Origin of the sequence: Tepidimonas sp. HKU78, assembly GCF_049860815.1 — a bacterium.
In the GTDB taxonomy this organism is placed as follows: Bacteria; Pseudomonadota; Gammaproteobacteria; order Burkholderiales; family Burkholderiaceae_C; genus Tepidimonas.
Genome location: NZ_CP187547.1, coordinates 1,397,117 through 1,422,998, shown reverse-complemented (window position 1 = coordinate 1,422,998; position 25,882 = coordinate 1,397,117). Strand labels below are relative to the sequence as shown.

Below are 25,882 nucleotides of genomic sequence, written 5' to 3'. Positions count from 1 at the left end.
CTCCTGTGGATATCGGGAAGGGATACTGGCGTCAACGCGCCAGCATCGCCTTGACGTCGGTCAAACTGGCGGGATCGTACAGAGCGGCGGCGGCCACGTCGGGCGCGATGCGTTTGGTCAACCCCATGAGCACTTTGCCCGGCCCGCACTCGACGATCGCCTGTGCGCCACGTGCGCGCAGCGCCTGCACGCACTCCACCCAGCGCACGGGGCCAGCGGCCTGGCGCACCAAGGCGTCGCGGATGCGATCGGGCTCGGTCTCGACCGCCACGTCGATGTTGTTGACCACGGGAATGGCAGGCGGCCGCAGGGGAACGCTGGCCAAACGCTCGCGCAACGCCTCGGCGGCCGGCCGCATCAGGCTGGAGTGAAACGGCGCCGACACCGGCAGTGGCAGCGCCCGTTTGGCCCCCATGCCTTTGAGCACCTCGCACGCTTTGTCCACCGCGGCCTTGGAGCCAGCGATGACGGTTTGCGCCGGATCGTTGAAATTGACGGCCTCCACCACCTCGCCGCTGTCCGGGGCAAAGGCGGCTTGTGCCTGCGCGCAGCCCGTGCGCACGGCATCGGCATCCAGTCCCAGAATGGCGGCCATGGCCCCCGCACCCACGGGGACGGCCTGCTGCATCGCCTGGGCGCGAAAGCGCACCAGCGGCGCCGCTTCGGCCAGCGTCAGGGCACCGGCCGCCACCAACGCGCTGTATTCACCCAGCGAATGGCCGGCCAGCGCGATCGGGTCGGCGCCGCCCTCGGCCTTCCACACCCGCCATGCGGCGACCCCGGCCACCAGCATCACCGGCTGGGTGTTGGTGGTCAGCGCCAGGGCTTCCTTCGGGCCTTCATGGATCAGGGCGCCCAAGTCCTCGCCCAGCGCGTCGCTGGCTTCCTGCAACGTGGCGCGCACCTCCGGGTGATCACCCCAGGCGTCGAGCATGCCCACCGATTGCGAGCCCTGCCCCGGAAAAACGAAAGCAAATGCGGTCATCGTGTCTCCTAGAGTCGTTCGTCGCCTCATGCCCGCACCAGGGCCGATCCCCAGGTAAAGCCGCCCCCGACCCCTTCGAGCAGCAGCAGCTGGCCAGGCTGGATACGGCCGGCGCGCACCGCGTGGTCCAGCGCCAGCGGGATGGATGCCGCCGACGTGTTGCCATGCTGATCGACGGTGACCACCACGCGCTCGATGGGCAGCCGCAGCTTGCGCGCCGTGCTTTGCATGATGCGGATGTTGGCCTGATGCGGGATGAGCCAGTCCACGTCGGCCTCGGTCTTGCCCGCCTTGGCCAGCGTGGTGCGGGCCGTCTCCTCCAGCACATGCACCGCCAGCTTGAAGACCGCCTGCCCATCCATGCGCAGCAGCGGCTCACCCAGCACCTGCCCGCCGGCCACCCCGCCGGGCACGCACAAGATGCCCGTGTGCCGACCATCCGCGTGGATGTCGGTGGCCAGCACGCCCGGGCCGCTGCCGTCGTGCTCGGTGGCCTCCAGCACCACGGCGCCAGCGCCGTCGCCAAACAGCACGCAGGTCGTGCGGTCATCGAAGTCGAGGATACGCGAAAACACCTCGGCCCCCACCACCAACGCGCAGCGTGCCGTGCCGGTACGGATGAGCGCATCAGCCACCGTCAGCGCGTAGATGAAACCGGTGCACACCGCCTGCACGTCGAACGCGGGCGCACCGATCGGCCCGCGCCCGCCCTCGGCGCTGGCGGCCTCGTGCAGCTTGCGCTGCAGGATGGAGGCCGTGGACGGAAACACCATGTCCGGAGTGGACGTGGCCAGCACGATCAGATCGACCTCGTGCGGTTCGCGCCCCGCGGCCTGCAAGGCGCGCAGGCTGGCAGCCAGCGCCAAGTCGCTCGCCATCTCACCGTCGGCGGCGAAGTGGCGCGCGCGAATGCCCGTGCGCTCGACGATCCACTCGTCGCTCGTCTGCAGCCCGCGCTGGGCGAGCCACTCGGCCATGTCCTGGTTGGTCAGGCGCCGCTGGGGCAAATGGCTGCCCGTGCCAGTGATGCGGGCGTACAGACTCATCGGTGCTCCGGTGGTTGGCAACAGACCATGGACGACCTGCTCAAGTAAACGGGCCGGCCTCGACCCCGTGCGCGGCCGTCGCCATCAACGGGGCCGCGTGGGCGATGCGACGCTGCACACGATCCAGCAATCGGGCCTCGGCCGCATCATACGCACGCCGCAGCGCCTGCTCGAACGCAAACGCGTCGGCCGAGCCGTGGCTCTTGAACACCAGGCCGCGCAAGCCCAGTAGCGCCGCGCCGTTGTAGCGCCGATGATCGACCCGGCGCTTGAAGCGCATCAGCACCGGCCACGCCACCAGCGCCGCCAGCCGCGCATACGCGCTGCGCGCAAACTCCTCGCGCAAAAAGGTGCTGATCATGCTGGCCAGCCCCTCGCTGGCCTTGAGCGCGACGTTGCCGACGAAGCCGTCGCAGACGACGATGTCGACCGTGCCTTTGAAAATGTCGTTGCCTTCGACGTTGCCGTGGAAGTTCAGGTCACCGCGCGCGGCGGCCTCGCGCAGCAACTGCCCCGCGCGCTTGATGACGTCGTTGCCCTTGATGACCTCTTCGCCGATATTGAGCAGCCCCACGGTCGGGTTCTCGCGACCGCTGGCGGCCACGAGCGCCGAGCCCATGACCGCGAACTGCAACAGGTGCTCGGCGGTGCAATCGACATTGGCCCCCAGGTCCAGCACGGTGGTCGCCCCACCGGCCGCGTTGGGCATTTGGGTCGCGATGGCGGGTCGGTCGATGCCGTCGAGCGTTTTGAGCACGTAGCGCGCAATCGCCATCAGCGCCCCCGTGTTGCCAGCAGACACAGCCGCATCGGCCGCCCCGTCCTTGACCTGCGCGATCGCCACGCGCATGGACGAGTCCTTCTTGCGGCGCAGGGCCACCTCGACCGGATCGTCCATCGCCACGACCTCGGAGGCGTGCACCACGCTGCAACGGGCAGCGTCGAGCCCGGCAGGCAGCGACGACAGCGCGTCGGGCCGACCCACCAAGAGCAAGCACGCCTCGGGATGGCTGGCAAGAAACGCGGCGCAAGCCGGCAGGGTCACCGAGGGGCCGTGGTCGCCCCCCATGCAGTCGACGGCAATCCGGATCACGGTGGCTTCATGCGCGCGCGGGCGGCCCGCTGCGCCCACCTCGGCGCGCGACCGACACCCGCGTGACGGGAACCGTCGCGGAAATCAAGCCTCGGACTTGTTCTTGAGCACCTGACGGCCGCGATAAAAGCCGTTGGGGCTGATGTGGTGGCGCAGGTGCGTCTCGCCCGTGGTGGGCTCAACGGCGATCCCAGGCACCGACAGCGCGTTGTGCGAGCGGTGCATGCCGCGCTTGGACGGCGACTTCTTGTTCTGCTGAACGGCCATGATCGGCTCCTGGAAAAAGACAAGGATAGTCTAGGAAAACCCCGTATTATAGCCGGCCGCCCGTCATCGGGGCAACGCGCCCTCAGGGCCGACGCGCTTTGAGGGCGGCTAGCACCTCGAAGGGACGGCGTCGCGCCTCGGCCGATTCGTCCCCGTCTGCGACGGCAGGCGTCAGCACCTCCCCGCTGGTCAGGGCAATCGGGTGCGGGCAGGCGTCGTGCATGGGCACCAACGGCGCTGCCAGCAGCAGCTCGTCCTCCACCAACTCGCGCAACGGGTAGCGCGTCCCCGCCAGTACCAGCAGGTCTTCCTCGCACGACTCGTCTTCGGCCTCGGCGGTCGCCTCGTCGGCCACGAAGCGAAACCAGCGATCCACCGCGAGCGGCTGCCAGTACGGCTCCAGGCAACGCTGACACACCAGTGGCACCGCGCCTGCCAAGCGCAGGTGCAGCCAGAGCTGACGCGGCACGGCCGCGCGCCGGCCGCCCGCCAATGCCCGCACGGCCGCCGTCACCGCGGGCGGCGGATCGCGCCACTCGGCGCGGACGTGCCAGTCGATCGCTGCGGGATCCCTGTCCCGCAGCCCGGGCGCGTCGAGCAGCAGGCGCGGCAGCCGGGACAGTGCAAAACGCCCCGCAAGCGGCTCGGCGCGGCGCGCCAAGGCCTCGACGTCGATCCATTCGTGGCGGGTGTCAGCGGTGTCGGAAGGGGGCGGGGACATGGACGCGATTATCCCCCGACCGTGGCGCGGCGCAAAGGTCGCGTGCCATACTGATGGGCATGAGCATGAACATCGCCGACTTGCGCAAGAGTTACGAAAAAGCCGAGCTGAGCGAGGACGCCTCGCACGCCGACCCACTGCAGCAGTTCGACCAGTGGCTAAACGAAGCCATCCGCGCCGAGCTGCCCGAGCCCAACGCGATGACACTGGCCACCGTGGGCAGCGACCTGCGCCCCAGCACGCGCGTCGTGCTCATCAAAGGCTGCGACGAGCGCGGCATCGTCTGGTACACCAACTATGACAGCCGCAAGGGGCGCGAACTGGCCGGCAACCCCTATGCCGCGCTGCAGTTTCACTGGGTGGAGCTCGAGCGCGTGGTACGTATCGAGGGCGTGGTGGAAAAGGTCTCCCCCGAAGAAAGCGACGCCTACTTTGCCAGCCGCCCGTTGGACCACCGCATCGGCGCCTGGGCCAGTCCGCAAAGCCAAGTCATCGACAGCCGCGCGGTGCTGGTGGCCAACGCGGCCAAGTACGCAGCGCAGTTTCTACTGAACCCGCCACGCCCGCCGCACTGGGGTGGCTACCGGCTCAAGCCCGACGCCTGGGAGTTCTGGCAGGGCCGCAAGAGCCGCCTGCACGACCGGCTGCGCTACCGGCTCGACAACGGGCGGTGGGTACGCGAGCGGCTGGCCCCTTAGTCGCCTGAGGCCCCACCCGAGGCCCAGCGCTCGATGCCCTGCCCCGCCACCGCCTGTAGGGCGTGTACGGGCACCAACGCGGGCGCCACCTCCGCCAGCGGCACCAGCACGAACGCGCGCGCCCACAGGCGCGGGTGCGGCACGGTCAAGTCGGGCGAGGCGATACGCGCCTGGCCGTAGAGCAACAGATCGAGGTCGAGCGTGCGCGGCGCATTGGGGTATGGGCGCTCGCGACCCGCGCGCGCTTCCAGCGCCTGCAGTGCGGCCAGCAGGTCCGGCGCCGTCAACCGCGTCGACACGGCCGCGACGGCATTGCAGTAGTCCGGGCCGCTGGCCTGCCAGGGCGCGGTGCGCCACAGGCTGGAGACCGCTACCCGCTGCGACTGCGGCAGCTCGTCGAGCCAGCGCAGCGCCGTGCGCACCTGCGCTTCCGGCTCGCCCAGGTTGGCGCCGACCCCGATGTAGGCCGTGACCGCCTCACGCATCGGGGACAGGCCCCGCTGCCTCTGCCGCGCTACCGCCCCCGGCGGCGGGTTTGCGGCGGCGCCGCGGGCGCTTGCCCGGGGTTTTGCTGCGCTGTTGCTCCAGCCGGATGGCCTCGATCATGTCGCGCCGCACTGCCTCGCCCGCCAGGCTGAAGGTTTCCCACCAGTGGGCCAACTCCTCCTCCACCTCGCCCACCTGAGCGCGCAGGCGCAAAAAGTCAAAACCCGCCCGAAACCGCGGCTGCTCCACCAGCGTGAAGGGGCTTTGCCCCGTGCGCTTGTCGAAGCGCGGCTGCATCATCCAGATCTCGCGCATGTCGGCGCCCAGCTTGCCGCGCCCGGAGACGTCGCCGATGCGCGACTCGAACACCTCGTCCACCGCTTCCGCCAGCGCCGGGAACGTCGGCACGCCCTCGCCCAAGCGGCGCTGCCACGCGGCACGCACGTCCTGCCACAGCACGCACGCCAGCAAAAAGCTCGGCGCGACGGGCTTGCCTTCGGCCACCCGCCGGTCGGTGTCCAGCAGCGCCGCGCGCACGAAGGGTTCGTCGCCGCGCGCCACCACCACGTCCAGCAGCGGATAGATGCCGCGCGCCAGCCCGTTGGCCCGCAGCGCCTCGATGCTGGCGATCGCGTGCCCCGTCTGCAGCAGCTTGAGCATCTCGTCGAACAATCGGCTCGGCGGCACGTCCGCCAGCAGCGGCAAGCACGGCAGCATGGGCGCGCGGGTTTTCTCATCGAGCTTGAAACCCAGGTGGCTGAGCTTGGCTGCGAAGCGCACCGCGCGCACGATGCGCACCGGATCCTCGCGGTAGCGGGTCGCGGGGTCGCCGATCATGCGCAGCACGCGCTTGCGCGCGTCGCGAATGCCGTGGTGGAAATCGACCACGGTTTCGGTCTCCGGGTCGTAGTACATGGCATTGATGGTGAAATCGCGCCGCGCCGCATCCTGCTCGATCGGGCCCCAAACGTTGTCGCGCAGCACGCGGCCACTGGCATCGACCGCGTGCGACACGCCGGCCAGCTCTCGCTTGTGGCTGCGCTCGTCGCCCGCCACGGCCTCGGCGGCGTTGGCATCCAGATAGGCGCGAAAGGTCGAGACCTCGATCACCTCGTGCTCGCGGCCGCGGCCAAACACCACGTGCACGATGCGAAAGCGCCGCCCGATGATGAAGGCGCGCCGAAACAGCGCCTTGACCTGTTCTGGCGTGGCGTTGGTGGCGACGTCGAAATCCTTGGGTCGCAGGCCCAGCAGCAAGTCGCGCACCGCGCCGCCGACGATGTAGGCCTCGTAGCCGGCCCGCTTGAGCGTGCGCACGACGTCGATGGCGCGCCCGTCGACCAGCGACGGGTCGATGCCATGCACCGTGGCCGGCACGTCCTGCCGCTTGCCAAAGCGCGAACGGCGCAACGTCGGACGCACGGTCTTGTCGAGCAGTTTGTCGATCAGGGTCTTGATCATGGGTGGGGTTCGAAGAGGTCGAGGATGCGCCAGCCGCGCGCACGCGCCAGCTCGCGCAAGCCCGCGCTGGGGTTGGTCGCCACGGGGACGTCGGCACGCTCCAGCAGGGGCAGGTCGTTGGTGGAGTCCGAATAAAACGTCACGTGCACGTCGTCCCAGCCCAAGCCCTGCTGCGCCAGCCACTGCGCCACGCGCGTGACCTTGCCCTCGCGAAACGAGGGCACGCCGTCGATCTCGCCGGTGATCCAGCCGTCGGGCCCACGCGCCAGCTCCACGGCGATGAGTGCATCCACCCCGAACGCATGCGCGATTGGGCGCGTGACGAAGGCGTTGGTCGCGGTGACGATGGCGATGCGCTCGCCACGCTCGCGGTGGGCCGCAACCAGGGCACGCGCCTCGGGCCGGATGGCGGGCGCGATCACCTCGGCCATGAAGCGCGCGTGCGCCTGCGCCGCGGCCTGCGGCCCGCGCAGGCGCACCGCCTCGGTGGCAAAGCGCACATAGGCATGCACGTCCAGCCGCCCCGCCTGGTAGTCGGCAAAGAACGCATCGTTGCGGCGCGTGAAGTCTTGCGGATCGGTCCAGCCGATGCGCGTGGTGAACTCACCCCACGCATAGTCGGAGTCGAGCGGCAGCAACGTGTGGTCGAGGTCGAACAGCGCAACGGCGATGCGCCCATCGCGCAAGGTGGAAGCAGCAGGCGGCGCTGCCACAGGCGAAACAGAGGAGGAAGCAGACGACATCGACAACATCAATCGGTCGCGAGCATGGCGCGCACCAGTGGAATGGTGATGGCGCGCTGGGTGCGCAGCGCGTAGCCGTCCAGGCGATCGAGCAAGGCCATCAAACTGGACAGGTCACGCGCGAAGCGGCTGAGCAGAAAATCGATCACCTCATCGGATAGCGCGACGCCACGCGCATCGGCCGCGCGACGCAACACGGCACGGCGGGCGCGCTCGTCCAGCGGCTGCAGTTGGAAGACATGACCCCAGCCCAGGCGGCTGCGCAGATCGTCGCGCAGCGGCAGGTCGGCCGGGGGGCGATCCCCGCTGGCCAGCACGGCGCGCTGGCCGCCGCTGGCGGGTGACTGGGCGTTGACGAACCAATTGAACGCCGCCGCCTGCTGCTCGGTCGTGTACCGATGCACGTCGTCGAACAGCACCGCCGACCAGCGCTCGTCGAACGGCCCCGGCGCGTGGACGTCGGGTGCAAGCCAGCCTACCGCCTCGCCACGCGCCTGCAGCGCCAGCGCAACGGCACGCAACAAATGGGTCTTGCCGCTGCCAGTGGGGCCCCAAAGGTACAGCGGCAGCGGCGAGCGGGGGCTACCCTGCAGCCACACACGCAGGTACTCCCAAGCGGACTCGTTGCCGTCGGGCACGAAATTGGCCAGCGTCGGCTGGGGCGCCAATCCCAGGTCGAGCACGAGCTGCTCCACTTTAGTCCTCCTGCCCCGCGCGTCCGGCCCCCGCCGCTGCCCGCCGCTCGCGATACAGCGGGCTGCGCACATACAGCACTTGCAACCGGCGCACCGCCACCAACAACACGGCGGAAGCCGGCAACGCGATCAACACGCCGACGAACCCGAACAAGTGCCCAAACGCCATGAGGGCGAAGATGACCGCGATCGGATGCAGGCCGATGCGCTCGCCCACCAAACGCGGGGTCAGGAAGAAGCTCTCCACCACCTGCCCCACTGCATAGACCGCCACCACCAGCAACACGCCCCCCAGACTCTGGAATTGCAGCAGCGCCGCCAGCAGCGCCAGCACCAGGCCGATCCCGTAGCCCAAGTAGGGCACGAACATCGCCAACCCGGTGAAGACCCCAATCGGTACCGCCAATTGCAGCCCCGCCAACCACAGCCCCGCCGCGTAGAACACGGCCATGATGCCCATGACCAGCAGTTGCCCCCGCAAATATTGGCCCAGCACCGCGTCCACATCGGCCAAAAAACGCCCCACCGAAGATCGCCACGCGGGCGGCACCAGCGCGGCGCTGCGCGCCACCACCGCGTCCCAATCCAACAGCAAGTAATACGCCACCACCGGCATGAGCACCAGGTTGCCCAGCAGCGCTAGCAGCGCGCTGCCGCCGATGCGCAGCGACGCCAGCACGTGCTCGAGCAACTGATCCTCGTGGCCGCTGACCATGCGCCGCAACAAGGCCCGCACCCCATCGACATCGATCGACAAATCGATCCCGTGGCGCCGCAACAGCGGCACCAGCCAGGCATTGAGCCGTTCCAGCAGCGCGGGAATCTGCTCGCGCAACAGGGGCCACTGCTGGCTGACCACGGGCACGATGATGAAGGCCACCGCCAGCAACAGCAGCATCAGCAGCGCGATGGCCAGGCCCGCCCCCAGCGCGCGCGGCACCCGGTGCGCCGCCAGCCACGCCACCGCGGGCTGCAAGGCATAGGCCAGCACCGCCGCCACCACGAATGGCAGCAGCACCGGCGCCAGCACCGACACGCCCCACCAGGCGGCGACGGCCAGCGCCAGCCACAGCAGGGCGTGTCGTTGAGATTCGGTCAGCATGGCAGGGGTGGCAGCAGCACAGCGCGCTTGCGGGCCCCGGGGGTCGGGACGCCCGTACAATCGTGGGGATTCTACCGACCCCATGAACACCACACCGCTTTCTTACAAGGATGCCGGCGTCGACATCGATGCCGGGGACGCGCTGGTCGAGCGCATCAAACCGCTGGCACGACGCACCCTGCGCGATGGCGTGCTGGCCGGCATCGGCGGCTTTGGTGCCCTGTTCGAGGTGCCCCGGCGCTACCGTGAGCCGGTACTCGTCAGTGGCACCGACGGCGTCGGCACCAAACTCAAGCTCGCCTTCGCCTGGAATATGCACGACACCGTCGGCATCGACCTGGTGGCCATGAGCGTCAACGACGTGCTGGTGCAAGGCGCCGAGCCGCTGTTCTTTCTCGACTATTTCGCCTGCGGCAAACTGGATGTCGACACCGCGGCGCGGGTCGTGGGCGGCATCGCGCGCGGCTGCGAAGAATCAGGCTGCGCACTCATCGGCGGCGAGACGGCGGAGATGCCCGGCATGTACCCTCCGGGCGAGTACGACCTGGCGGGCTTTTGCGTCGGCGTGGTCGAAAAATCGCGCATCCTCACCGGCGCCGACGTCTGCGCGGGCGACGTGGTGCTGGGGCTGGCCTCCAGCGGCGTGCACTCCAACGGCTTTAGCCTCGTGCGCAAGTGCATCGAACGCGCGGGGCACGACCTGCCCACCACGCTGGACGGGCGCCCGTTCCGCGAGGCGATCATGGCGCCCACCCGCCTGTACGTCAAACCCGTGCTCGCCGCGCTGCAGCAGCACCCCATCAAAGCGCTGGCGCACATCACCGGCGGCGGCCTGCTGGAAAACATCCCGCGCGTGCTGCCCGACGGGCTGGCGGCGCACCTGGTCAAGGGCAGCTGGCCGCAGACCGAGCTGTTCGCGTGGCTGCAGCGCACCGCGGGTATCGACGACCACGAGATGAACCGCACCTTCAACAACGGCATCGGCATGGTGGTCATCGTCGACCCCACGCACGCCGACGCCACTGCGGCGACGCTGGCCGCCCAGGGCGAGACGGTCTACCGCATCGGCACCATCGCCCCGCGCGGCGATGGTGCCGCGGTGGTCGTCGGCTAAGATAGCCCAAACTGGCCCTGCCCTACCCGCCCGCCCGCCGCAGCGCAGCCACCCGGTCAGCGATCGCCTGCGCCTCCAGCGGATCGTCGGCGTGTGGCAGGTAGGCTTCCAAGTCTTGCAGCGCGCGCTGGGGCTGCCCCAGCTCGGCCCAGGCCAGGCCTCGGTCGCGCACCTCGGCCCAGGCGTCGGGCCGCAGCACGATCAGCCGATCGAGCACCGCAATCAGGCGCAACCAGTCCTCCTGTGAGTGGTGGATTTCCTTCAGATTGCGCAGCACGCGGGCCACGATGTCGCGTGGCGCTGCCGCCTGCAGGTACAAGCCCACCGGCACGTCGAAGTCGTCCACCAGCCCATGGCGGCGTTTGTACGGCTCCAGCCGCTCGGCCAAGTCTTCGCGGCTGAGTGACTGGCCAGTAAACGGGTCGAGGATGACCTGCCCCTGCGGCAGGTTGACCTTGACCAAAAAGTGCCCGGGAAAATTGATGCCCGCCGCGCGCAGGCGTATGCCCTGCGCCAGCTCGAGCCAAATCACCGCCAGGCTGATGGGGATGCCGCGGCGCGTGCGCAGCACCGTGTGCAGGTAGCTGTTTTCGGGGTCGTAGTAGTCGTTGACGTTGCCGCCAAAGCCCAATTCGTGAAAAAAGTACTGGTTGAGCACGCGCAGCCGGTGCAGGTGGCCCGCATCCGCCGGCAGGCGGCGGCGCAGCCGCTCGAGCATCCGGTCCACGTCGTCCAACACGGACTGGATATCGAGCTCCGGGTACTCATCCAGCGCCACGGCGGCGGTGGCCTCCAGCAACGGGAAGCCCTCGTCCTGCGCCACCAGCGCAGCAAAGTAGTCCAGCGACGACGGCACCCGTGCAGCCCAGTTCATGGCACTACTTTCGCACAAATTGCCGCAGCGGCAAACCCGCCAGCGCCAAGGCCCCGAAGTACACCGCCGCCGCACCGGCAACCCCCGCGGCCAACACGCCCGCCCGCAGGGCACGCGCGGATGTGCCGGTCCAATCGAATGCCTGCGCCAACCACAGCAGATACACCGCCAACAGCACCGCGCCCGCCAGCACCTGTCCCCCGAAGCGCCCCCACCCAGGCTGCGGGCGATACGCCCCCCGGCGCACCAGACCCACCAGCAGCCAGCCTGCATTGAGCAGCGCGCCCATGCCGATGGCCAGCGCCAGGCCAGCATGTGCCAGCCGCGGCACCAACACCGCATTCATGAGTTGGGTGAACACCAGCACCACGATGGCGATGCGTACCGGCGTGCGGATGTCTTGTCGGGCGTAAAACCCCGGGGCGAGCACCTTGATCGCGATCAGCCCCAACAGCCCCACGCCGTAGCCGGTCAGCGCCAGCGCGGTCTGGCGCACATCGTGCACCGTGAAGGCCCCGTAGTGGTAGAGCACCGCCACCAGCGGCTGGGCAAACAACAGCAGCCCCAGCGCGCTGGGCACGGCCAGCAGCACCACCCAGCGCAGCCCCCAGTCGAGCAGTTGGCTGTAGCGATCTGCGTCACCCGCCGCCTGCGCCGCCGACAACTGCGGCAACAGCACCACGCCCAGCGCCACGCCCAGCAAGGCGGTGGGGAACTCCATCAGCCGGTCGGCGTAGGTGAGCCACGACACGCTGCCTGCCCCCAGGTGCGAGGCGATCTGGGTGTTGATGAGCAGCGAAATCTGCGCCACACTCACCCCCAGCAGCGCAGGCGCCATGAGCGTGAGTATCCGGCGCGTGCCCGGATACTGCCAGCCCGCGCGCACGCCCGCCCACGACAGGCGCACGCGCGGCAGCAGCCCCAGCCGCGCCAGTGCCGGAATTTGCACACCCAACTGCAACACCCCGCCCAGCATCACGCCCCCGCCCAGCGCATAGATGGGCTCCACGCCCCAACGGGCGAGCGCGGGCGCCCCCCACCAAGCGGCGGCGATCATGGCCAGGTTGAGCAGCACCGGCGTGGCCGCGGGTATCGCGTAGCGACGCCAGGTGTTGAGGATGCCGGCACTCAGCGCCACCAGCGACATGAAGCCGATGTAGGGAAACATCCAGCGCGTCAGCACCACCGCGGTCTCGAAGCCCTGCGGGTGCTGCTGCAGACCCGCTGCCATGGCCCACACCAGCACCGGGGCGCCCAGCACGCCCACCACACAAGTCAGCAGCAGCGCCGCTAACAGCACGGTGGCCACGCGGTCGATCAGCTCCCGGGTGGCGGCGTCACCGTCGGTGGCGCGCGTCGCCGCCAGCACCGGCACGAAGGCCTGCGAAAACGCCCCTTCCGCGAACAGGCGCCGCAGCAGGTTGGGAATGCGAAACGCGACGTTGAAGGCGTCGGTGAGCGCGCTGGCGCCGAACGTGGCAGCAATCAGCAGCTCGCGCACCAAGCCGGTGATGCGCGACGCCAACGTCAGTAGCGAGACGATGGAAGCGGATTTGAACAGAGACACCGCGCGAGTGTAGCCGCGCGCCTACAATGGGCGTGCCATGCGCATCGTCAACGCCGACCTGCACTGCCACTCCATCGTCTCGGACGGCACGCTCACGCCCGAAGCGCTGGCCGCGCGCGCCCACGGCAACGGGGTGGAGCTGTGGTCGCTGACCGATCATGACGAGGTGGGCGGGCAACACCGGGCGGCAGCGGCCGCACAGGCGCTGGGGCTGCCGTATCTGTGCGGCGTCGAGATCTCGGTCACCTTCGCCGGGATGACGGTGCACATCGTGGGCCTGGGCATCGACCCGGACGATGCACAACTCGTCGCGGGGTTGGCGCACACGCGCGGCGGGCGCGAGCGGCGCGCGCGAGAGATGGCCGAGCAGCTCGCCGCCGTCGGCATCCGCGGCGCCTACGATGGGGCCCTCAAATACGTCGGCAACCCAGAGCTGATCTCGCGCACCCACTTTGCGCGCTATCTGGTCGAGACTGGCGTGTGCCACGACACGCACGAGGTGTTTCGCCGTTTTCTGACCGAGGGCAAACCTGGCTACGTCGAACACCGCTGGGCGGCCCTGGGTGACGCGGTGCGCTGGATCACCGACGCGGGCGGCGTCGCCGTAATCGCCCACCCGGCGCGCTACGCGTGGGCCAATGCAACGCAGGAGTATGCGCTGTTTGCCGAGTTCAAGGCGCACGGCGGCCGTGCGGTCGAGGTCGTCACCGGCAGCCACAGCAGCGCCGAGATCGTGCGCTACGCCGACATGGCGCGCGAGTTCGACCTGGCCGCTTCGCGCGGCAGCGACTTCCACAGCCCCGACGAGTCGCACACCGATCTGGGCGCGCTGCCCTATCTGGACGGGCGGCTCACCCCGGTGTGGGAGCTGCTGGCCCACCGCGTGCTGCACTGAGCGACCATGGCCCAGTTGTTCGAGGTCCACCCCGACAATCCGCAGCCGCGCCTGCTGCGCCAGGCGGTGCAGGCGCTCCACGCGGGCGCGGTGTTGGCGGTACCGACCGATTCCTGCTACGCGCTGGTGTGCCACCTGGACGATAAGGCTGCCGTCGAGCGCCTGCGGCGCATCCGCGGCATCGACGAACGGCACCACCTGACCCTGCTGTGCCGCGACCTGTCGGAGCTGGCCAGCTACGCGCGCGTGGACAACCGGCAGTACCGCCTGCTCAAGGCAGCCACACCGGGGCCCTACACCTTCATCCTGGAAGCGAGTAAGGAAGTACCGCGCCGCGTCAGCCACCCGCAACGTAAAACCATCGGCCTGCGCGTGCCCGCACACCGGGCGCTGAGCGAACTGCTGGCGCTGCACGGCGCGCCACTGCTGGCCACCACCCTCATCCTGCCGGGCGACGACAGCCCGCTCAACGACGCGGCCCTGATCCGCGAGCGGCTGCAACACGCCGTGGCGGCCGTCATCGACGCTGGCTCGTGCCCGCAAGAGCCCACCACCGTCGTCGATCTGACGCCCATGAGCACTGGCGGCGACCCCGAGGTGCTGCGCGTTGGCCGTGGTCCGCTGGCCACGTTGGGGCTGTGAGGCGGCGCCGCGGCGCACCTGCGACAATCCCACCATGGACATCGCCCACATCATCCAGACCGTCACGATTTACGCGCTGCCGGTCTTGTTCGCCATTACCGTGCACGAGGCAGCGCACGGCTACGCGGCACGGTACTTCGGTGACCCCACCGCCGAGCGGCTCGGCCGCATCACGCTCAACCCCATGCGGCACATCGACCCCATCGGCACCATCGCCATGCCGCTGTTGCTGTACTTTGCCACGGCGGGGGCCTTTCTGTTCGGCTATGCCAAGCCCGTACCGGTCGACTTTGGCCGCCTGCGCCACCCCAAGCGCGACATGGTGTGGGTGGCGCTGGCCGGGCCCGGGGCCAATCTGATCCAGGCGATCGCCTGGGCCGCCGTTGGCTACCTGCTCGTGGCGGGCGGCGTGCAAGAGCCATTTTTCAATGGGATGGCGCGTGCGGGCGTGCTGGTCAACATCGTGATGTTCGTCTTCAACCTGTTTCCGCTGCCTCCGCTGGACGGCGGCCGCATCCTGGTCGGCCTGCTGCCCACGCGCCAGGCCATCGCCGTGTCGCGCGTCGAGCCCTATGGTTTTTTCATCGTGCTGGCGCTCGTGCTCACCGGGGTGGTCAGCACGCTTTGGCTGCGCCCCCTCATGCGCGTGACGGCTCAGGCCATCGAAGTGCTGCTCACCCCGTTGCGCTGGCTGCTGTTTTGACCGAAGGCGGACCTGAAACCGCCGCTTTTCTCCCTACCCTGCCGCCCCATGACCACCGTTCGCGTCCTCACCGGCATCAAACCCTCCGGCACCCCCCACCTGGGCAATTACGTCGGCGCCATTCGCCCCACCGTGCGCGCCAGCCGCGAGCCCGGCATCGACAGCTACCTGTTTCTGGCGGACTACCACGCCCTCATCTCCACCCACGATCCCGCACGCGTGCAGCGCTCCACGCTGGAGATCGCCGCCACCTGGATCGCTTGCGGACTCGACCCCGAGCGCGTGACCTTCTACCGGCAGTCGGACATCCCGGAAATCCCCGAACTGACCTGGCTGCTGGCCTGTGTCTGCGGCAAGGGGCTGCTCAACCGCGCCCACGCCTACAAGGCAGCGGTGGACAAAAACCTGGCCGACGGGCGTGACGCCGACGACGGCGTGACCATGGGGCTGTTCATGTACCCCGTGCTGATGGCGGCCGACATCCTGATGTTCAACGCCCACCGGGTGCCCGTGGGACGCGACCAAATCCAGCACATCGAAATGGCGCGCGACCTGGCGTCGAGCTTCAACCACCTCTACGGCGAGCATTTCACCCTGCCCGAAGCGGTCATCGACGAGCAGGTGGCGACCCTGCCCGGACTGGACGGGCGCAAGATGAGCAAGAGCTACGACAACGTGATTCCGCTGTTCGCGCCGCGCGAGCAGTTGCGTCGCCTCATCATGGGCATCGTCACCGACTCGCGCGTGCCAGGCGAACCCAAGGACACGGAGGGCTCCGCCGTATTCCAGCTCTTTCAGGCCTTTGCCACACCCGAGGAGACGGCGGTCTTTGCACGCGAGTTCGCCGCCGGCATCGCCTGGAGCCAGGCCAAAGAGCGGCTGTTCGAGCGCATCGACCGCGAGATCGCCCCCATGCGCGCCACCTACGACGCCCTCATGGCCGACCCGCAGCGCGTCGAAGCCATCCTGCGCGCGGGGGCGGCCAAAGCCCGTGCCCAAGCCACCCCCTTTGCCGCCCGGTTGCGCGCCGCCGTCGGTCTGCGGTCGCTGGACGCGCTCGCTCAGCCGCCAGCCGACACCGTCCGCACGAGCAAAAGCGCGCCACCCATCTTTAAACAATACCGCGAGGCCGACGGGCGCTTTTATTTCAAGCTCACGGACGCCAAGGGACACGTGCTGCTGCACAGCGCGGGCTTCGACTCGCCCAAGACAGCCGGTCAGGCTGTGGCGCGCCTCAAAACCGAGGGTTGGGCCGCCTGCGCCGACCTGCACACCCAGGTGCACGCGTTGGCCGACCCGCAGCGCATCGAAGCAGCGCTGGCCGCGCTGCGCGAAACCTGAGCCACCGCAGAACCCCCGACGGGCCTGCTACAATAGCAGGCTTGACACCTGCGGAGAGATGGCAGAGTGGTCGAATGCGCCGGACTCGAAATCCGGTATACGGGTCTTCCCCGTATCGAGGGTTCGAATCCCTCTCTCTCCGCCACTCAACCCTTTCCTGCATGGGTCGTGCGGAAAGGGTTTTTGTTTTTTTAGGGTGTCGCGACGGAGTGCGGGCCGTTCGTGGCCACCGTGCGCAAAGGTGCCATCGCTGGTGCCGCTTGTCTGACTCGAACAGACGACCTACCGCTTACAAGGCGGGTGCTCTACCAACTGAGCTAAAGCGGCTCGGGGGACGCACGACCGGACCGATGACGCCGATGGCCCCGCAGCGTTCGTTATTGTAGTGCCTTGTGCCGCCCCACCGCCGGGGCCCTCACTTGATGCGCTTGAGTGCCGGACGCTTGCTGCCCGGGGGCACCGGCGGCTCCCTATCGTCCTCAGCCGCCGAGGGCTCGGGTGCCGGAAATGCCATACCCTGGCCGTTTTCGCGCGCGTAAATCGCGATCACATGGTCGACAGGGACCACGACCTCGCGCGCCACGCCGCCGAAGCGGGCCTTGAAGCGAATCTCGTCGTTGCCCAATACCAGCCCGCCCGTGGCCTCGTAGCCAACGTTGAGCACGATCTGGCCGTCGCGCACGTACTCGCGCGGCACCTGCACGTGCTCGTCCACGGCGACCACGATATAGGGCGTAAAACCGCCGTCCGTACACCACTCGTGCATGGCACGGATCAGGTACGGGCGGGTGGAGGGCAGTTCGGCGTCCATCACTTGCGCATGACCTTTTCGGACGGGGTCAGCGCCTCGATGTAGGCCGGGCGCGAGAAGATGCGCTCGGCGTATTTGAGCAGCGGCGCCGCGTTTTTGTTGAGTTCGATACCGTAGTGGTCGAGCCGCCACAGCAGCGGCGCGATGGCCACGTCCAGCATCGAGAAATGATCGCCCAGCATGAACTTGTTCTTCAGGAACACGGGCGCGAGCTGCGTCAGCCGGTCGCGGATGTGCAGCTTGGCCTTCTCGATCTGCTTGTCCGTCGGCTTCGGGGTGCGCTGTTCCAGCACCGAGACATGCGTGAACAGCTCCTTCTCGAAATTGAGCAGGAACAGCCGCACGCGTGCGCGGTCCACCGGGTCGCCCGGCATGAGTTGGGGATGCGGAAAGCGCTCGTCGATGTACTCGTTGATGATGTTGGACTCGTACAGGATCAGGTCACGCTCGACCAGGATCGGTACCTGCCCATACGGGTTCATGACCGCGATGTCCTCCGGCTTGTTGTAGAGGTCCACGTCGCGGATTTCGAAGTCCATGCCCTTTTCGAACAGCACGAAACGGCAGCGGTGCGAATACGGGCAGGTGGTGCCCGAGTACAAAACCATCATGGTGTGTTCGCTCCTCGACAAAGCAAAGCAGTGGATGGCCGCCTGCCGGCTGGCGCACCCACTGTGCAGACCGCGCAGGCGCGCGGTCAGATGGGGATCATTTGACGTCTTTCCAGTACGCCGCGTTGAGGCGCCAGGCGATCACGGTAAAGATACCCAGGAAGATCAGCACCCACACACCCAGGCGGATGCGATCGTTTTTGACGGGCTCGCTCATCCACTCCAAGAACGCCACCAACTCGGCAACGGTGCGGTCGTACTCGGCTTCGGTCAGTTTGCCGGGTTTGACCACCTCCCAGCCGCGGAAGACCTCGGTCTCGTGCCCGTGGCTGACCACCTTTTCGAAGATGGGTTTGCGCTCGCCCTGCAGTTCCCACAGCGGATGGGGCATGCCGATGTTGTGGAACACGACGTTGTTCCAGCCCGTGGGGCGGTTGGGGTCACGGTAGTACCCGCGCAGCAGGGTATAGAGGTAGTCGCTGCCGCTGTAGCTCATTTGTGCCGCGCGCGAGCGCGCCACCAGCGACAGATCCGGCGGCTGGGCGCCGAACCATGCCTTGGCCTGCTTGGGATCGATGGTCGCGATCATCAAGTCCCCCACCTTGTCGGTGGTAAACATCAGGTTTTCCTTGATCTGCTTTTCGGTCAACCCCAGCTCGGTCAGGCGGTTGTAGCGCACGAACGACGCCGAGTGGCAGTTCAGGCAGTAGTTGACGAAGATCTTGGCGCCGTTTTGCAGCGCCGCCTGATCGGTGGTCAGGCGGGGGGCCTTGTCCATCGGGAAATTCGTCCCCGCCGCCAGGGCTGCGGTGGCCCCGCCCAGCATCGCACCCAAGGCCACCAGGCCGGTGGCAATCCATCGTTTCATGGAAATCGACTCCTGTGTGTCTGTCAATGGGCCTGGAAATTGACGCGGGCCGGAACGGGCTTGAACTCACCCAAGCGGCTCCACCACGGCATGAGCAGGAAGAACGCGAAGTAAAACAGCGTACCCACTTGCGAGACGCGCTCGCCGATCGGCGACGGCGGCAACACACCCAGGTAGCCCAGGATCAGAAAGTTGATGACGAACAGGCCGTACAGATACTTGTTCCAGCTCGGCCGGTAGCGGATCGACTTGACCGGGGCCTTGTCCAGCCAAGGCAGGAAGAACAGGATGATGACCGCACCCCCCATGACGACCACGCCCCAGAACTTGGCGTCGATGGTCAGCATGAGCGCCGACAGCACCACGGCGCCACCGAGTAGGCCCGCTTTGCCGACCATGCCCATGGGCGACTTGAGCGCGGCCAGCACGGCGCCGATGAGCACCACCGCCACCAAGACCACCATCATCTCGGACGTCGTGGCGCGCAGCATCGAGTAAAACGGCGTGAAGTACCACACTGGCGCGATGTGCGGCGGCGTCACCAACGGGTCGGCCGGGATGAAGTTGTTGTACTCCAAGAAGTAGCCGCCGAGCTCGGGCGCGAAGAACACGATCGCCGAGAACACGATCAGGAACACGGACACGCCCAGAATGTCGTGCACGGTGTAGTACGGATGGAACGGGATGCCATCCAGCGGCTTGCCGTCGGGGCCCTTCGTGGCCTTGATCTCGATGCCATCGGGGTTGTTGGAGCCCACCTCGTGCAGCGCGATGATGTGCGCCACCACCAGCCCCAGCAGCACCAGCGGCACGGCGATGACGTGGAAGCTGAAGAAGCGGTTGAGCGTCGCGTCGCTGACGACGAAGTCACCACGAATGAGGATGGCCAGATCGGGACCGATGAAGGGGATCGCGGAGAACAGGTTCACGATCACCTGCGCGCCCCAGTACGACATCTGACCCCAGGGCAGCAGGTAGCCCATGAAGGCCTCGGCCATCAGCACCAGGAAGATCGCGCACCCGAAGATCCACACCAGCTCGCGCGGCTTGCGGTACGAACCGTAGATGAGACCGCGATACATGTGCAAGTACACCACGACGAAGAACGCCGAGGCGCCGGTGGAGTGCATGTAGCGGATCAACCAGCCCCAGGGCACGTCGCGCATGATGTACTCGACCGAGGCGAACGCCACGGGCACGCCGGCAGCGTTGAGCGACGCGTCCGGTTTGTAGTGCATGACGAGGAAGATGCCGGTGACGATCTGGATAACCAGCACCAGCAGCGCCAGCGACCCGAAGAAATACCAGAAGTTGAAATTCTTGGGCGCGTAGTACTCCGCCAGATGCTCCTTGTAGAGCTTGGACAACGGAAAGCGGTTGTCGATCCAGGTCAGGAGCTGCTCGCCGCGGGACGCGTTGGGTGGGGCTTCCTTGAACTCGGCCATGGTGGTTCCCTCATGCGTGGAGACGGTGCGAAGGCGATGAATCAGGCCTTGGGCGGGTCTTCGCCGATCAGCACCACCGTGTCAGAGACATAGTAATGCGGCGGCACTTCGAGGTTGTCGGGCGCCGGTTTGTTCTTGAACACGCGCCCGGCCAGGTCGAACGTGGAGCCGTGGCAGGGGCACAAGAAGCCGCCTTGCCAGTCGTCGGGCAGCGACGGTTGCGCACCGGGCTGCAGCTTGTCGATGGGCGAGCAGCCCAGGTGCGAACAGATACCCACCGCAATAAGGTATTCCGGCTTGATGGAGCGGTGACGGTTCTTGGCGTAAGGCGGCGTGGGGTACGCCTTACGGTCGGAGTTGGGGTCGGCCAGTTGATCCTCCACCTTTTCCAGCGAGGCCAACATCTCTGGCGTGCGGCGCATGATCCACACCGGTTTGCCGCGCCATTCGACGACGATTTTTTCGCCCGGTTGCAGCTTGGAGACGTCCACCTCGACCGAGGCACCGGCGGCCTTGGCCCGCTCGGAAGGCGCGAAGGACGCAACGAAGGGAACCGCGGCGGCGGCCACGCCTGCGCCGCCCACAGCGCACGACGTGATCAGCCAAGTCCGGCGTTCTGGATCTGGGGTGGCTTCGCTCATGGGAGACTCTCTGGTAAAACGGGATGCGATGGACGGACTCTTGGCAGCATGGACGCCACGCCGCGTATAAACCATTTGGCATTGTAAGGGATCGCCACGGGGGCAAACCTTGACGAGACGCAAACAACCCCGTTGGCCTATGCCACTTCGCGCTGGCCCGCGCGCATCGCCCAAGCCGCCTCCAACGCCGCGATCAGGCTGGACGGATCGGCCCGGCCCCGCCCGGCGAGGTCGAACGCGGTACCGTGGTCGGGGCTGGTGCGCACGAACGGCAGCCCGAGCGTGGTGTTCACGCCGCGCTCCAGGCCCAGGTATTTGACCGGGATCAGGCCTTGGTCGTGGTACATGGCCACGACGACGTCGAACTCCCCGCGGCGCGCGCGCATGAACACCGTGTCCGGTGGGTGCGGGCCGCTGACCGCCCAGCCCGCTGCCTGAGCGCGCGCGATGGCCGGTGCGATGTGCTCGATCTCCTCGCGGCCGAACAAACCCCCTTCCCCCGCGTGCGGGTTGAGGCCCGCCACCGCGATGCGGCAGTGCGGCCAGCCCAGCAACCGGGTAAAGTGTTCGTGCGTGATGCGCAGCGTCTCCCACACTGCCGCTTCGGTGACGGCGGCGATGGCGTCGCGCAACGACACGTGAATGCTCACCAGCACCGTGCGCAGCTCGTCGTTGGACAGCATCATGCGCACGGGCAAATCGGCCGGTGCAACGCCACGGTGTTGGGCCGCCAGCGCCTGCAGCAGTTCCGTGTGTCCCGGCGCATCGACCCCAGCGGCCGCCAAGGCCGCTTTGTTCAGCGGCGCCGTCACCACCGCCGCAACTTCGCCGCGCAGCGCGGCCTGCGCCGCCACGATGACGGCGTCGGCCGCGGCACGCCCCGATGCCGCGCTGACCTCGCCGAAGCGGGGCAGGGCCGATAGGCTGACGGCAGGCCACAGCGGCACGCAGCGCGGCGGCGCGCGGTGCGCGTCGGCGGGCCCGTCGAGCACGGCGATGGGCAATGCGCCACCGGTGACTTGCACCGCGCGCCGCATGACCGCTACGTCGCCCACGACCACGCAGCGCGGCGACCACTCGGGGCGGCGGCGAAAGACCTCGGCGACGATCTCCGGGCCGATGCCGGCTGCGTCACCCATGGTGATCGCGAGCGGGAGGGTGCCTGCCACGGGCGGCATCGGGAGCGAGTCGGTCATCAGGCGGGATTGTCGATGTCGATGAAGCGGTGCTCGATGCCGAACTGCGCGGCCACGTGTGCCGCGAGCGCGGGGGCCCCGTAGCGCTCGGTGGCGTGGTGGCCGCAGGCCAAGAATGCCACCCCGCACTCGCGTGCCAAGTGCGCCTGCGGTTCCGAGATTTCACCCGTCAGAAAGGCGTCGGCACCCGCGGCGATGGCAGCCTCGAAATAGCCCTGCGCCCCACCGCTGCACCAGGCCACACGCCGGATCGGCCGCCCATCACCCGGCACGCAGACCACGGCGCGCCCCAGCACCCGCTGCACGTGGTCGGCCAGCGCCTGGGCGTGCGAGCCCTCCCACGCACCCAAAAACCCGAGCTGCTGCTCGCCAAAGCGCTGCCAGCCGCCTTCGTCGGGCACGAAGCCCAGGCGGCGCCCGAGTTGGGCGTTGTTGCCCAGCTCGGCGTGGGCGTCCAACGGCAGGTGGTAGGCGTAGAGGTTGATGTCGTGTACCAGCAACCGCTGCAGGCGCGCTTTCATCCAGCCGGTGACGGTGCCGCGCTGGCCGCGCCAGAACAGCCCGTGGTGCACAACGATGGCATCGGCACCCGCCTCGACCGCGGCCTCGATCAGCGCCAGGCTTGCGGTGACGCCGCTGACCAAGCGGCGGATGCGGGGCTTGCCCTCGACCTGCAGGCCGTTGGGGCCGTAGTCCTGAAAGCGCGTGGGCTCCAGCAGCGCATCGAACGCTGCCAGCAGCTCCTCGCGCGGCGCGCCGTCCGCTGGCGTCAACGCGTCGGTGACCGTGTTTCGATCAGACATGCCCGCATTGTCGCATCGCGGACGGCCCCGGCCCCGGACGGACCGCTGGCGCCACGCCGGGCGTCAGGACTTGCGCGCGGCTTGCTCCGACTCGGCGATCTTGCGCGCGAAGAATCGGTAGAACCACACCCCCATGACGATCACGAAGGCAATCACCCCGGCGCTCATGAGCCCATAGTCGGTCGAAAAAAGGTCCACAATCGCTTTCATGTTCGGCTCCTGCGTCGTTCGACAAACGCGACCTCCATTGAAGCGGTGCGCGCCCGCCGACGCATTGACCCATATCAACCCCGCTGCAAACAGGGGTATGAAACTTGCCTGCACCGGCCCGAGGAACCCATGAAACGCCACTGGCTGCTCTTTTCGCAAACCGTCACCGTGCTGCTGGCGGTGTGGTTCGTCGTCGCGACGCTCAAGCCGCACTGGCTCGCGCAGCGGCCCTCGCTGGCCAGCGTGGTGCCGGTATTCCAGATCGAAGGCGACCAACGCAGCCCCACCATCGCCAGCGCCAGCCTGAGCGCGGCCGCCCGCGCCGCGGCACCGGCCGTGGTCAGCATCAGCACCAGCAAGGCGGTGCGCCACCCGCACGCGCAGGAGCCGTGGTTTCGCTTCTTTTTTGGCGACCGACCCGAATTCGAGCCACAGACGGGGTTGGGCTCGGGCGTCATCGTCAGCCCAGCGGGCTACATCCTGACCAACAACCACGTGATCGAAGAGGCCGACGAGATACTGGTGCAGCTCAGCGACGGTCGGCAAGCGCCGGCGCAGGTCATCGGCACCGACCCCGAGACCGACTTGGCGGTGCTGCGCATCGCGCTGGACGATCTGCCCGTGATCGTGCTGGGGCGCTCGGAGTTGCTGGAAGTGGGCGACCGGGTGTTGGCGATCGGCAATCCGTTCGGTGTCGGACAGACCGTGACGGCGGGCATCGTCAGCGCACTGGGCCGCAGCCAACTCGGCATCAACACGTTCGAGAACTTCATCCAGACCGATGCCGCCATCAACCCGGGCAACTCAGGCGGCGCGTTGGTCGATGCCGAGGGGCATTTGGTGGGCATCAACACCGCGATCTACTCGCGCTCGGGCGGCTCGATGGGTATCGGGTTCGCCATCCCGATCGCCACCGCGCGCGAGGTGATGGAAGCGATCGTGCGTGATGGCGCGGTCACGCGCGGCTGGATCGGTGTGGAGCCGCAAGAGCTGACCCCAGAACTGGCCGACCACCTGGGCCTGCCAGGCGCGCAGGGCGTGGTGGTGGCGGGCGTGCTGCAAGACGGGCCGGCGGCGCAAGCCGGCATCCGCCCCGGCGACGTCATCAGCCGCGTGGGCGACACGCCCGTGCGCGACGTTGCCGGCCTGCTGGCGGCGGTGGCGGCACGCCAACCGGGAGTGGCCACCGAGGTCGAGGTGCTGCGGCGCGAAGGCCGCCGCACGCTGACGGTGATTCCGGCGCGCCGTCCGCCCCCTTCTGCCCGCTAGCGACTGTCTGCAGCGGCGGACTCGTCCTCGGCGGGCTTGGTTTTGACGAACCAGCGCGCTCCCCAGATGCCGAGCTCGTAGAGCAGGCACATGGGGACGGCCAGGGCCAGCTGCGAGATCACGTCCGGCGGCGTGACGATGGCGGCGATCACGAACGCGATGACGATGAAATAGCCCCGAAACGCCTTCAACTTGTCGATGGTGACCATGTCGAAGCGCACCATCAGCATCACCACCACCGGCACCTGAAAGGCCAGGCCGAACGCCAGGTACAGCGACAGAATGGCCTCGACGTAGGAGGCGATGTCGGGTGTGGCGTTGACGCTGGCGGGCGTGAAGCCCTGGATGAAGGCAAACATCTTGTCGAGCACGAAAAACTGCACGAACGCGATGCCGAGATAGGCCAACGCGCTACCGCTGATGATGAGCGGCAGGGCAAAGCGCTTTTCGTGGCTATACAGCCCCGGGGCGACGAAGGCCCAGATCTGATAGATGACCCACGGCAGCGCCAGCAGCAGGCCCGCCATCATCAGCACCTTCAGGGGCACGAAAAACGGCGTGAACACCCCCACCGCGATCAGCTTGGCGTCCGGTGGCATGTGGGCACGGATGGGCACGGCGATCAGATCGATCAGGCCGCTGGGGCCGGGCCAGATGGCCAGCAGCGCCATCGCCACCCCCACGCCATAGAGGGCATAGAGAATTCGGTCGCGCAATTCCATCAGGTGCGCGACGAAGGGCTGCTCGGTGCCGGCAAGCTCGTCGGCGGGCTCTTTGGAATCGGCCATGGCTCAGCGCGGGGGAATCTTGGGGCGGTAACGCGCCACCCGGGCCGCACCGGACAACGCCCGCGTGCGAACACCGGCACGAGCCTTGTACCACTGGGGGACGGCCTGGCGCTTGAGGCGGAAGTTTTTCTTCGGCCGGCGGTATTGGGGATAGACGGGGCTGCCGATCGAGGACGAGTCGGCCAACGAATCCGATGACGACGTGCCACCCAGCCCGGCGGTCACCTCGGCCCAGTCGCGCTCGAAGTCGCTGGCGGTGGCGCTGACTTGCGACTCCACCTCGCGCGCGGTCTTCTCGACCGTCTCCTTCATGCGCTTGAGCTCTTCGAGCTCGATGGTGCGGTTGACTTCGGCCTTGACGTCGGCGACGTAGCGCTGCGCCTTGCCCAGCAGCGCACCCACCGTGCGGGCCACGCGCGGCAGCTTCTCGGGGCCGATGACGACGAGCGCCACGACACCGATGAGGGCGAGCTTGGAGATGCCGAGGTCGATCATGCGGGAGTGGCCGCGATCACGACTTGGTCTTGGCGTCGACGTCGATGGTGGTCTTCTCGGCCGCCTTGTCCTGGCCGACCTGTGCCGTGGCGGTGGCGGCCGCGTCGGGGGCCGAACCCCCATCCTTCAGGCCATCCTTGAAACCCTTGACGGCGCTGCCGAGATCCGAGCCGATGTTCTTGAGCTTCTTGGTGCCAAACACCAGCACCACGATCAGCAGCACGACCAGCCAGTGCCAAATGGAAAAACTGCCCATGGTTCACTCCAATGACGGGGCTTGCGCCCCATAATGCCTTCGATCCGGTGCGGCCT

The 25,882-nt window shown here is 67.9% G+C and carries 30 protein-coding genes and 2 tRNA genes; 8 read left to right on the top strand and 24 right to left on the bottom strand.

What is annotated here, in order from left to right:
* Window positions 1-31 precede the first annotated feature (31 nt).
* The 5 genes from fabD to ACPYIS_RS07150 all read right to left on the bottom strand — a co-directional run bounded on the left by fabD (window position 32) and on the right by ACPYIS_RS07150 (window position 4,112).
* A complete protein-coding gene (gene fabD, locus ACPYIS_RS07170) occupies window positions 32-985 on the bottom strand; it encodes an ACP S-malonyltransferase (RefSeq protein ID WP_424859699.1) in 954 nt (317 codons plus the stop codon).
* A 26-nt stretch (window positions 986-1,011) separates the two neighbouring features.
* Window positions 1,012-2,031, bottom strand: coding sequence for a beta-ketoacyl-ACP synthase III (locus ACPYIS_RS07165; RefSeq protein ID WP_424894806.1), 1,020 nt, complete (start codon window positions 2,029-2,031; stop codon window positions 1,012-1,014).
* 40 nt (window positions 2,032-2,071) lie between these two features.
* On the bottom strand, window positions 2,072-3,124 hold the full coding sequence (gene plsX / locus ACPYIS_RS07160; RefSeq protein ID WP_424894807.1) for a phosphate acyltransferase PlsX: 1,053 nt from the start codon (window positions 3,122-3,124) through the stop codon (window positions 2,072-2,074).
* A gap of 84 nt (window positions 3,125-3,208) precedes the next feature.
* Complete coding sequence (rpmF, locus tag ACPYIS_RS07155; RefSeq protein WP_234266733.1) at window positions 3,209-3,391, bottom strand: 50S ribosomal protein L32; 183 nt, start codon at window positions 3,389-3,391, stop codon at window positions 3,209-3,211.
* 82 nt (window positions 3,392-3,473) lie between these two features.
* Entirely contained in the window at window positions 3,474-4,112 is a 639-nt protein-coding gene (locus tag ACPYIS_RS07150; protein WP_424894808.1) for a YceD family protein, read from the bottom strand.
* Window positions 4,113-4,171: 59 nt separating this feature from the next.
* Here ACPYIS_RS07150 and pdxH point away from each other — a divergent pair, with 59 nt between their 5' ends.
* Window positions 4,172-4,810, top strand: coding sequence for a pyridoxamine 5'-phosphate oxidase (pdxH, locus tag ACPYIS_RS07145; protein WP_424894809.1), 639 nt, complete (start codon window positions 4,172-4,174; stop codon window positions 4,808-4,810).
* Here the strand turns inward: pdxH and folK are convergent.
* The 5 genes from folK to ACPYIS_RS07120 all read right to left on the bottom strand — a co-directional run bounded on the left by folK (window position 4,807) and on the right by ACPYIS_RS07120 (window position 9,297).
* Window positions 4,807-5,295: a 2-amino-4-hydroxy-6-hydroxymethyldihydropteridine diphosphokinase gene (folK, locus tag ACPYIS_RS07140; RefSeq protein WP_424859704.1), complete on the bottom strand. Its 489-nt coding sequence runs from the start codon at window positions 5,293-5,295 to the stop codon at window positions 4,807-4,809. The genes pdxH and folK overlap by 4 nt on opposite strands.
* Window positions 5,288-6,757: a polynucleotide adenylyltransferase PcnB gene (pcnB, locus tag ACPYIS_RS07135; protein ID WP_424894810.1), complete on the bottom strand. Its 1,470-nt coding sequence runs from the start codon at window positions 6,755-6,757 to the stop codon at window positions 5,288-5,290. The genes folK and pcnB overlap by 8 nt, the downstream gene beginning before the upstream one ends.
* Entirely contained in the window at window positions 6,754-7,428 is a 675-nt protein-coding gene (locus tag ACPYIS_RS07130; RefSeq protein WP_424895258.1) for an HAD family hydrolase, read from the bottom strand. The genes pcnB and ACPYIS_RS07130 overlap by 4 nt, the downstream gene beginning before the upstream one ends.
* Window positions 7,429-7,508: 80 nt before the next feature.
* A complete protein-coding gene (hda, locus tag ACPYIS_RS07125) occupies window positions 7,509-8,195 on the bottom strand; it encodes a DnaA regulatory inactivator Hda (protein WP_299023143.1) in 687 nt (228 codons plus the stop codon).
* Between the two features lies 1 nt (window position 8,196).
* Window positions 8,197-9,297, bottom strand: a complete 1,101-nt coding sequence (locus tag ACPYIS_RS07120; protein ID WP_299023141.1) for an AI-2E family transporter — start codon at window positions 9,295-9,297, stop codon at window positions 8,197-8,199.
* 82 nt (window positions 9,298-9,379) lie between these two features.
* Here ACPYIS_RS07120 and purM point away from each other — a divergent pair, with 82 nt between their 5' ends.
* Complete coding sequence (purM, locus tag ACPYIS_RS07115; protein ID WP_299023138.1) at window positions 9,380-10,411, top strand: phosphoribosylformylglycinamidine cyclo-ligase; 1,032 nt, start codon at window positions 9,380-9,382, stop codon at window positions 10,409-10,411.
* A 22-nt stretch (window positions 10,412-10,433) separates the two neighbouring features.
* Here purM and ACPYIS_RS07110 read toward each other — a convergent pair whose 3' ends face one another.
* A complete protein-coding gene (locus tag ACPYIS_RS07110) occupies window positions 10,434-11,285 on the bottom strand; it encodes a SirB1 family protein (RefSeq protein ID WP_299023136.1) in 852 nt (283 codons plus the stop codon).
* Between the two features lie 4 nt (window positions 11,286-11,289).
* Entirely contained in the window at window positions 11,290-12,852 is a 1,563-nt protein-coding gene (gene murJ, locus ACPYIS_RS07105) for a murein biosynthesis integral membrane protein MurJ (RefSeq protein WP_299023134.1), read from the bottom strand.
* Between the two features lie 37 nt (window positions 12,853-12,889).
* Between murJ and ACPYIS_RS07100 the strand changes: the two genes are divergently transcribed.
* The 5 genes from ACPYIS_RS07100 to ACPYIS_RS07080 all read left to right on the top strand — a co-directional run bounded on the left by ACPYIS_RS07100 (window position 12,890) and on the right by ACPYIS_RS07080 (window position 16,578).
* Window positions 12,890-13,747, top strand: coding sequence for a 3',5'-nucleoside bisphosphate phosphatase (locus ACPYIS_RS07100; protein ID WP_299023132.1), 858 nt, complete (start codon window positions 12,890-12,892; stop codon window positions 13,745-13,747).
* A gap of 6 nt (window positions 13,748-13,753) precedes the next feature.
* Window positions 13,754-14,389 carry an L-threonylcarbamoyladenylate synthase gene (locus ACPYIS_RS07095; RefSeq protein WP_424894812.1) on the top strand — a complete coding sequence of 212 codons (636 nt, stop codon included), beginning with the start codon at window positions 13,754-13,756 and terminating at the stop codon, window positions 14,387-14,389.
* A gap of 34 nt (window positions 14,390-14,423) precedes the next feature.
* On the top strand, window positions 14,424-15,092 hold the full coding sequence (locus ACPYIS_RS07090; RefSeq protein ID WP_424859708.1) for a site-2 protease family protein: 669 nt from the start codon (window positions 14,424-14,426) through the stop codon (window positions 15,090-15,092).
* A gap of 48 nt (window positions 15,093-15,140) precedes the next feature.
* Window positions 15,141-16,433 (top strand): tryptophan--tRNA ligase, encoded by a 1,293-nt coding sequence (locus ACPYIS_RS07085; protein ID WP_425974090.1) that lies wholly within the window; start codon window positions 15,141-15,143, stop codon window positions 16,431-16,433.
* 52 nt (window positions 16,434-16,485) lie between these two features.
* Window positions 16,486-16,578 (top strand) — tRNA-Ser (locus tag ACPYIS_RS07080).
* A gap of 106 nt (window positions 16,579-16,684) precedes the next feature.
* On the opposite strand, the gene ACPYIS_RS07075 is transcribed toward ACPYIS_RS07080, so the two are convergent.
* From ACPYIS_RS07075 to ACPYIS_RS07035, 9 genes are all read right to left on the bottom strand, one after another.
* Window positions 16,685-16,760, bottom strand: a tRNA-Thr gene (locus tag ACPYIS_RS07075).
* An 88-nt stretch (window positions 16,761-16,848) separates the two neighbouring features.
* Entirely contained in the window at window positions 16,849-17,244 is a 396-nt protein-coding gene (locus ACPYIS_RS07070) for a ClpXP protease specificity-enhancing factor (RefSeq protein WP_314227176.1), read from the bottom strand.
* Window positions 17,244-17,855 (bottom strand): glutathione S-transferase N-terminal domain-containing protein, encoded by a 612-nt coding sequence (locus tag ACPYIS_RS07065; protein ID WP_299023123.1) that lies wholly within the window; start codon window positions 17,853-17,855, stop codon window positions 17,244-17,246. The genes ACPYIS_RS07070 and ACPYIS_RS07065 overlap by 1 nt, the downstream gene beginning before the upstream one ends.
* Before the next feature lie 97 nt (window positions 17,856-17,952).
* Window positions 17,953-18,723, bottom strand: a complete 771-nt coding sequence (locus ACPYIS_RS07060; RefSeq protein ID WP_424859710.1) for a cytochrome c1 — start codon at window positions 18,721-18,723, stop codon at window positions 17,953-17,955.
* Between the two features lie 23 nt (window positions 18,724-18,746).
* Window positions 18,747-20,168: a cytochrome b gene (locus ACPYIS_RS07055; protein ID WP_424859711.1), complete on the bottom strand. Its 1,422-nt coding sequence runs from the start codon at window positions 20,166-20,168 to the stop codon at window positions 18,747-18,749.
* A gap of 41 nt (window positions 20,169-20,209) precedes the next feature.
* Window positions 20,210-20,809: a ubiquinol-cytochrome c reductase iron-sulfur subunit gene (gene petA / locus ACPYIS_RS07050; RefSeq protein WP_424859712.1), complete on the bottom strand. Its 600-nt coding sequence runs from the start codon at window positions 20,807-20,809 to the stop codon at window positions 20,210-20,212.
* Window positions 20,810-20,946: 137 nt separating this feature from the next.
* On the bottom strand, window positions 20,947-22,005 hold the full coding sequence (pdxA, locus tag ACPYIS_RS07045; protein ID WP_424859713.1) for a 4-hydroxythreonine-4-phosphate dehydrogenase PdxA: 1,059 nt from the start codon (window positions 22,003-22,005) through the stop codon (window positions 20,947-20,949).
* On the bottom strand, window positions 22,005-22,808 hold the full coding sequence (locus ACPYIS_RS07040) for a Nif3-like dinuclear metal center hexameric protein (protein WP_424859714.1): 804 nt from the start codon (window positions 22,806-22,808) through the stop codon (window positions 22,005-22,007). The genes pdxA and ACPYIS_RS07040 overlap by 1 nt, the downstream gene beginning before the upstream one ends.
* Before the next feature lie 63 nt (window positions 22,809-22,871).
* Complete coding sequence (locus tag ACPYIS_RS07035; protein WP_424859715.1) at window positions 22,872-23,018, bottom strand: DUF3149 domain-containing protein; 147 nt, start codon at window positions 23,016-23,018, stop codon at window positions 22,872-22,874.
* A 129-nt stretch (window positions 23,019-23,147) separates the two neighbouring features.
* Between ACPYIS_RS07035 and ACPYIS_RS07030 the strand changes: the two genes are divergently transcribed.
* The gene (locus ACPYIS_RS07030; protein ID WP_424859716.1) at window positions 23,148-24,287 is read left to right on the top strand and encodes a S1C family serine protease; all 1,140 of its coding nucleotides are present in this window, start codon (window positions 23,148-23,150) and stop codon (window positions 24,285-24,287) included.
* Here the strand turns inward: ACPYIS_RS07030 and tatC are convergent.
* Genes tatC through tatA form a run of 3 tightly spaced genes read right to left on the bottom strand, consistent with a single transcriptional unit; the run spans window position 24,284 to window position 25,826 of the window.
* Window positions 24,284-25,075: a twin-arginine translocase subunit TatC gene (tatC, locus tag ACPYIS_RS07025; protein WP_299020848.1), complete on the bottom strand. Its 792-nt coding sequence runs from the start codon at window positions 25,073-25,075 to the stop codon at window positions 24,284-24,286. The genes ACPYIS_RS07030 and tatC overlap by 4 nt on opposite strands.
* A 3-nt stretch (window positions 25,076-25,078) precedes the next feature.
* A complete protein-coding gene (gene tatB, locus ACPYIS_RS07020) occupies window positions 25,079-25,570 on the bottom strand; it encodes a Sec-independent protein translocase protein TatB (RefSeq protein WP_299020849.1) in 492 nt (163 codons plus the stop codon).
* A 16-nt stretch (window positions 25,571-25,586) separates the two neighbouring features.
* Window positions 25,587-25,826, bottom strand: a complete 240-nt coding sequence (gene tatA / locus ACPYIS_RS07015) for a Sec-independent protein translocase subunit TatA (protein WP_299020850.1) — start codon at window positions 25,824-25,826, stop codon at window positions 25,587-25,589.
* Window positions 25,827-25,882: the final 56 nt, after the last annotated feature.

Coding starts and splice junctions, on each gene's coding strand:
- rpmF (WP_234266733.1), bottom strand. CDS start 3,391: ATGGCCGTTCAGCAGAACAAGAAGTCGCCGTCCAAGCGCGGCATGCAC.
- pdxH (WP_424894809.1), top strand. CDS start 4,172: ATGAGCATGAACATCGCCGACTTGCGCAAGAGTTACGAAAAAGCCGAG.
- ACPYIS_RS07165 (WP_424894806.1), bottom strand. CDS start 2,031: ATGAGTCTGTACGCCCGCATCACTGGCACGGGCAGCCATTTGCCCCAG.
- ACPYIS_RS07065 (WP_299023123.1), bottom strand. CDS start 17,855: ATGATGGTTTTGTACTCGGGCACCACCTGCCCGTATTCGCACCGCTGC.
- ACPYIS_RS07040 (WP_424859714.1), bottom strand. CDS start 22,808: ATGTCTGATCGAAACACGGTCACCGACGCGTTGACGCCAGCGGACGGC.
- ACPYIS_RS07100 (WP_299023132.1), top strand. CDS start 12,890: ATGCGCATCGTCAACGCCGACCTGCACTGCCACTCCATCGTCTCGGAC.
- ACPYIS_RS07060 (WP_424859710.1), bottom strand. CDS start 18,723: ATGAAACGATGGATTGCCACCGGCCTGGTGGCCTTGGGTGCGATGCTG.
- pcnB (WP_424894810.1), bottom strand. CDS start 6,757: ATGATCAAGACCCTGATCGACAAACTGCTCGACAAGACCGTGCGTCCG.
- ACPYIS_RS07035 (WP_424859715.1), bottom strand. CDS start 23,018: ATGAAAGCGATTGTGGACCTTTTTTCGACCGACTATGGGCTCATGAGC.
- ACPYIS_RS07150 (WP_424894808.1), bottom strand. CDS start 4,112: ATGTCCCCGCCCCCTTCCGACACCGCTGACACCCGCCACGAATGGATC.
- petA (WP_424859712.1), bottom strand. CDS start 20,809: ATGAGCGAAGCCACCCCAGATCCAGAACGCCGGACTTGGCTGATCACG.
- ACPYIS_RS07055 (WP_424859711.1), bottom strand. CDS start 20,168: ATGGCCGAGTTCAAGGAAGCCCCACCCAACGCGTCCCGCGGCGAGCAG.
- purM (WP_299023138.1), top strand. CDS start 9,380: ATGAACACCACACCGCTTTCTTACAAGGATGCCGGCGTCGACATCGAT.
- ACPYIS_RS07030 (WP_424859716.1), top strand. CDS start 23,148: ATGAAACGCCACTGGCTGCTCTTTTCGCAAACCGTCACCGTGCTGCTG.
- tatB (WP_299020849.1), bottom strand. CDS start 25,570: ATGATCGACCTCGGCATCTCCAAGCTCGCCCTCATCGGTGTCGTGGCG.
- fabD (WP_424859699.1), bottom strand. CDS start 985: ATGACCGCATTTGCTTTCGTTTTTCCGGGGCAGGGCTCGCAATCGGTG.
- tatC (WP_299020848.1), bottom strand. CDS start 25,075: ATGGCCGATTCCAAAGAGCCCGCCGACGAGCTTGCCGGCACCGAGCAG.
- folK (WP_424859704.1), bottom strand. CDS start 5,295: ATGCGTGAGGCGGTCACGGCCTACATCGGGGTCGGCGCCAACCTGGGC.
- pdxA (WP_424859713.1), bottom strand. CDS start 22,005: ATGACCGACTCGCTCCCGATGCCGCCCGTGGCAGGCACCCTCCCGCTC.
- ACPYIS_RS07085 (WP_425974090.1), top strand. CDS start 15,141: ATGACCACCGTTCGCGTCCTCACCGGCATCAAACCCTCCGGCACCCCC.
- ACPYIS_RS07110 (WP_299023136.1), bottom strand. CDS start 11,285: ATGAACTGGGCTGCACGGGTGCCGTCGTCGCTGGACTACTTTGCTGCG.
- tatA (WP_299020850.1), bottom strand. CDS start 25,826: ATGGGCAGTTTTTCCATTTGGCACTGGCTGGTCGTGCTGCTGATCGTG.
- ACPYIS_RS07120 (WP_299023141.1), bottom strand. CDS start 9,297: ATGCTGACCGAATCTCAACGACACGCCCTGCTGTGGCTGGCGCTGGCC.
- ACPYIS_RS07070 (WP_314227176.1), bottom strand. CDS start 17,244: ATGGACGCCGAACTGCCCTCCACCCGCCCGTACCTGATCCGTGCCATG.
- ACPYIS_RS07095 (WP_424894812.1), top strand. CDS start 13,754: ATGGCCCAGTTGTTCGAGGTCCACCCCGACAATCCGCAGCCGCGCCTG.
- ACPYIS_RS07090 (WP_424859708.1), top strand. CDS start 14,424: ATGGACATCGCCCACATCATCCAGACCGTCACGATTTACGCGCTGCCG.